This window comes from Cupriavidus sp. 01L46, from assembly GCF_056399905.1.
This window is the reverse complement of record NZ_JBFTSF010000439.1, coordinates 1-3913: the sequence shown is the minus strand read 5'-3', so window position 1 is coordinate 3913 and position 3913 is coordinate 1. Positions and strand designations below refer to the sequence as shown.

Here is a 3913-nt window from a genome sequence, read left to right as displayed (position 1 = left end):
GCTGGATGGTGTCGCCCATGGCGACACCAAGCGAGTCCAGCAAGGCCTCGTCCACCCAGACGGTCCCCTCGGCGGGAATGCCGGTGGCGGCGGCTTCCGGCGCCCCGGGCCCGGCCGCCACCTTGAGCTGCCCGCGCAGCGGATACCCGGGGGCAACCGCCTTGAGCGCAGCCAGTTGCGAAAGTTGCGAAGGGGCATCGGCCTGAACCCCGCTAGCCGCCCCTTGCCCTTGCGTTGTGGCGGCCTTGCCCGGCGCGTGCGCGCTCGCCATGCTCGGGAAGGTGACCGTCTGCGTGGTGGCCAGGCCCGCCTGCGCGGCGTGGCTGGCGAAGACGGCATCGAACGGCTGGTCGGACACGATCAGCACATCGGCGGCGATCATCTGGCGCGCGTCGCGCTCCAGCCCCAGGCGCATGCGGTCGGCCAGAAAGCCCACGCTGCTGAGCGCCGCCACGGCCAGCACCAGCGCGAACAGCAACAGGCTCAGCTCGCCGGCGCGCCAATCGCGCCGCGCCATGCGCAAAGCCTGGCGCCAGGGCGAGAAGCGCGTCGGGCGGGGGCCGGACGATGCCAGGGCCATGGTGATGGTTGCTGCGGTGGCTGCGGCTGCGGTGGCTGCTGCGGGAACGTGCTGGGAGGCGGGTTCTGAAGACATTGATCTCTTATCTCTAATCTCTTGTCCGTGCACATGCATGGTGGCGGCCAGCCGGGCAAGCCGCAGTCCAGGATTGGCGCGGCGGCAGGACACCAGCGGGTGGATCCCGGCGCGCATCCGCCGGACCAGGGCCAGATTATGGCCGGATTGGGCAAAGCGAGGGTCGATCCCGCCACTCAGCGCCGGGGCTGACGCCCCGCCGGCGAGGCCGCCGGAGCACGCTTGGCCAACGCGTCACGCAAATGGCGCAAGCCGCGCCACAGCTTGGGCAGCAGCCACGCCGCCACCAGCAGCAGCACGGCCAGCACCACCAGGAACACCACGGGCAGGAAAAAAGCCAGCAGCAGCCCGCTGCTGGCGGCAACGTCCTCGCTCAGTGAGGCAGCCCAATTCGAAAACGGTTCCGGCGAGACGTTGATCAGGGCGCGGGTGCCAGCCTTGGCGGCATGGGCGGTGCCGGCCAGTGTGCCCCCGATCAGCCCGGCGGCGACCATCCATTGCGGATCGAGCTGCCCGAAGGCGGCGGCGGCCAGGATCGCGCCGGCGGGGATGCGGATAAAGGTCTGGATGCTGTCCCAGAAGGAATCGAAGCCTGGCACCTTGTCGGCCACGAATTCGGCCAGGGCCAGCACCGCGGCCAGCGCGATCACCCACCACGATTCCAGCGCCTGCAGGCCGGGCGGCAGGTGCAGCCAGCCCAGGCGGCCCAGTGCGCCAGCCGTGAACACGGCCAGGTAAAGGCGGAATCCGCTGGTCCAGGACAAGCCCGCGGCCAACGCGGCCGTTTCTAGCATGGCGCTCCTTGCTGGGTCTGTCTGGCGGGCATGCAGCCCCGCCTATACAACCAGTGTAATACGCGCGCGCTCAAACAGCCGGGTTCCCACCCTCCCCGGCGGACGGCGTCAGCCGCCTTCCTTGCCGTCGGGGCCATACCAGGGAAGGGCCTCCTGCGGCGTCAGGATGCCATCGGGCTCGGCCATGGCGTAGCCGGGAAGCGCCTCGATGCGGCGCCGGAAGGCCGGGTCGGCCAGATGCGAAAGCAAGCCATGCGCCCAGGGCGTGATCTGGTCGTTCTTGCGCAGCGCCAGGTAGTAGGCCTCGCGCGTCAGCGGCACAAAGGCCAGCCCATGGGCCTCGGCATTCATGCGCAGGCCGAACCCCACCTCGGCATGGCCGGCGTGCACCGCTTCCGCCACCTTCTCGTTGCTGAACTCGGGGGTTTCGTAGCCGACGATCTGGTCCGGGAAGAGCCCGTCGGTGGCCAGCAACTGGTCGAACAGCATGCGCGTGCCGGAACTGCGCTGGCGGTTGACGAAGCGGGCACGGGTACGGGCCAGGTCGCGCAGGCCGTGGATCTCGCCCGCGAGCTCGCGCGCGACGATCAGGCCCTGCTCGCGCCAGGCCAGCCGGATCAAGCGTACGGCGGCCGGACGCAGCCATTTGCGCAGCGTCACGTGGGCCACGGAGCCAGCCTTCTGGATCGGCGAGACGTAGAAGCCAGCCAGCTCGGACTGCCGCTCCTGCAGGCAAATCAGGCCCTCCACGCTGCCGCAGAACACAGTGTCGAGCTGCAGGCCGCCCGGCGCGTCGTGCAGCGCCCCCGCCAGGACCTCCATGGCCGGATCATGGCTGCCGGAGAAGCGGATGCGGGTCTGCGGCTGGGCCGCGTCGTCCAGGTCCGCCAGGAAATCGATCATGGCCTTCTGCACGACCGGGTCGATCGAATCGCGCAAGCGCCCCTCGGCACGCAGCAAGCGCTCGCCAAACAGCGTCAGCGACGCCCCCCGGCCGCGCTCCATGTCGAGCATGCTGCGCCCAAGCATCTCCTCCCAAGACCGCATCACGCCCCAGGCGTGCCGGTACGACAACCCGATCTCGCGCGCCGCGCGATGCAGGGAACCCGTCTCGCGCACAGCCTTGAGCAGTTGGAACACCTTGCCGTTGGAGCGAGGATTGTCGTCCGCGGCGACTACCGGGAACAGGTCAAAGCGAAATGTCATATGAAACGCTTTTCATATTTACTTTAGAGATGTGGTTCACCCAGAATGCAAAACGCTGATTTCCACGTATTTTTCTGCATTCTCACCGATCTCATGAGTTTGTGGCAATTGTGTTTCTGAAAACACAAGACAAGGAGAATCCATGCAAGTGGTCGGCAAGCAATGCCTTTTACGCCATATTTCGAACCGCGCCGCGTGCGCTATCGGACTGGTTTGCCTGGTTGGCGTGGCCGGCGCCACCAGCGCCACCGGCGCCTTCGCCGGCGAACTCAAGCTGGCCACGACCACCAGCACGGAAAACTCCGGCCTGCTGAAATTCCTGCTGCCCAGGTTCGAGCAAAAGAGCGGTGTCACCGTCAAAGTGATCGCCGTGGGCTCGGGCAAGGCGATGAAGATGGGCGAGATGGGCGACGTCGACGTGCTGCTGGTGCACGCCCGCAAGATGGAAGACGAATTCATGGCGGCGGGCTACGGCGTCAACCGCCGCGACGTCATGTACAACGACTTCATCGTGGTTGGYCCGGCCAGCGACCCGGCCAGGCTAAAAGGCGGCAAGGACGTGCTGGCCGGCTTCAGGAAGATCGCCGCCGGCGGCACCAAGTTCATCTCGCGCGGGGATAACTCCGGGACCGACGTGATGGAGAAGGACTACTGGAAACAGGCGGGGATCGAGCCCAAGGGGCAGCCGTGGTACGTGAATGCCGGGCTGGGGATGGGCGAAGTGCTGACCATGGCCGCGCAGATGCCGGGCTATACGTTGTCTGATCGGGCCACTTATGGCGCGTACCGCGCCAAGACCGGATTGGCGATCCTGCTGGAGGGCGATCCCAGGATGTTCAATCCGTATGGCGTGATTGCCGTGAATCCGGCCAAGCATCCTGGTACCAATTACGCGGATGCGATGAAGCTGGTGGAGTGGATTACGTCTAAGGATGGGCAGGATACGATTGCGGCTTATAGGGTGGAAGGGGAGCAGTTGTTTTTTCCTAGTTTTAAGGGGAAGTGAGGGGGTGTTTGTCTATGCGCAAGGGCAGAACCGTTGGCTCTTGTCCACGCTTTGGATTTGATTTTTCGGTGTTGGTTTTTGGACCCAAGGGCCATACGGCAGCCCCGGGCCTGTCAGTTTTTTTGTGTGCARGGCAGGTATAGACTCACCGTCGACTTGAGCGGTGAGTGCAGCATTATCTCAACGATGCGGATGGGTGAAGCGCTCCTCGTACAGGATCGCGAACTGGTTCATAGCAGCCTTCCAATCGTG

Annotated in this window: 3 protein-coding genes and 1 pseudogene; 1 reads left to right on the top strand and 3 read right to left on the bottom strand. The window is 65.7% G+C overall.

Features of this window, described 5'->3' with window-relative positions; all coding sequences use genetic code 11:
- The 3 genes and pseudogenes from AC1DS3_RS36280 to AC1DS3_RS36270 form a co-directional block, all read right to left on the bottom strand.
- Nucleotides 1-655 (bottom strand): annotated as a pseudogene (locus AC1DS3_RS36280) (ABC transporter permease); the annotation flags it as partial.
- A gap of 176 nt (nt 656-831) precedes the next feature.
- A complete protein-coding gene (locus AC1DS3_RS36275) occupies nt 832-1449 on the bottom strand; it encodes a DUF4126 domain-containing protein (RefSeq protein ID WP_441640633.1) in 618 nt (205 codons plus the stop codon).
- A gap of 108 nt (nt 1450-1557) precedes the next feature.
- Nucleotides 1558-2655, bottom strand: coding sequence for a substrate-binding domain-containing protein (locus AC1DS3_RS36270; protein WP_441640634.1), 1098 nt, complete (start codon nt 2653-2655; stop codon nt 1558-1560).
- A gap of 142 nt (nt 2656-2797) precedes the next feature.
- On the opposite strand from AC1DS3_RS36270, the gene AC1DS3_RS36265 reads away from it, so the two are divergent.
- Nucleotides 2798-3661, top strand: coding sequence for an ABC transporter substrate-binding protein (locus tag AC1DS3_RS36265; RefSeq protein ID WP_441640635.1), 864 nt, complete (start codon nt 2798-2800; stop codon nt 3659-3661).
- Nucleotides 3662-3913 lie beyond the last annotated feature (252 nt).